This is a genomic window from Streptomyces sp. NPDC059866, from assembly GCF_042731325.1.
Lineage (GTDB): Bacteria > Actinomycetota > Actinomycetes > Streptomycetales > Streptomycetaceae > Streptomyces > Streptomyces flavusporus.
In genome coordinates, this window is sequence record NZ_JBHWJT010000145.1 from 1 (window position 1) to 1,062 (window position 1,062).

The 1,062-nt window shown below is 62.8% G+C and carries 1 protein-coding gene; it reads left to right on the forward strand.

The genetic code is table 11. The features are described 5' to 3' along the window. A partial coding sequence (locus tag ACFV7R_RS47150; RefSeq protein WP_385277014.1) for a reverse transcriptase/maturase family protein occupies positions 1–1,062 on the forward strand: 1,062 nt, incomplete at both ends.

Sequence of the window (1,062 nt, forward strand, 5' to 3'; positions counted from 1 at the left end):
CCGGGGAGACCGTGGACGGCATGTCCCTGGAGAAAATCAACGCGATCATCGGCGGATTACGGGCCGAGACGTACCGGTGGACTCCAGTACGGCGGACCTACATCCCGAAGAAGAACGGGAGAAAACGTCCGCTCGGACTGCCCACCTGGTCGGACAAGCTGGTCGCCGAGGTGGTCCGTCTCCTTCTGGAGGCGTACTACGACGTCCAGTTCTCCCGCCACTCCCACGGGTTCCGCCCCGGCCGAGGCTGCCATACCGCGCTCAACGAAGTGGTGGAAGTCTGGAAGGGAACACACTGGTTCATCGAAGGAGACATCTCCGACTGCTTCGGCAGTCTGGATCACGAGGTGATGCTCGCGATCCTGGAAGAGAAGATCCATGATGGGCGATTTCTGCGGCTGATCCGCCAGATGCTCAAGGCCGGGTATTTGGAGGACTGGCGGTGGAAGGCCACGCTGAGCGGTGCGCCGCAGGGCGGCGTGGCTTCCCCGATCCTGTCCAACATCTACTTGGACCGGCTGGATCAGTTCGTTGAACAGCACCTGTTGCCGGACTACAACCGGGGCAGGCTGCGCCGGCGGAGCCGGGAGTACTGGCGCGTCGAGGCGAGGATCAAACGGGCAAGTCAGCGCGGTGACAAGGCGGCAGTGCGTGCGCTTCGGCAGCAGCTACGACGCCTTCCCAGTGCCGATCCCGATGATCCGGACTACCGGCGGCTGCGGTACATCCGCTATGCCGACGACTGGCTGCTCGGCTTTGCTGGGCCGAAGCGAGAAGCCCTGGAGATCAAGAACCGGATGAGGGAGTTCCTGCATGACGAACTCAGGCTGGAACTTTCGGAATCCAAGACTTTGATCACGCACGCCGCCAGCCAGGCGGCGCGCTTCCTCGGCTACGAGCTGAGAACCCAGCTGGCCGACACGAAGATCACTCGCGGGCGTCGAGCGGTCAATGGCTGCATTGGGCTGTACGTGCCACGGGACGTAATCCGGAAACGGTGCGCGTTGTATATGAAGCGCGGGAAACCGGCGTTTCGCGGGGCGCTGATACACGATCAGGACT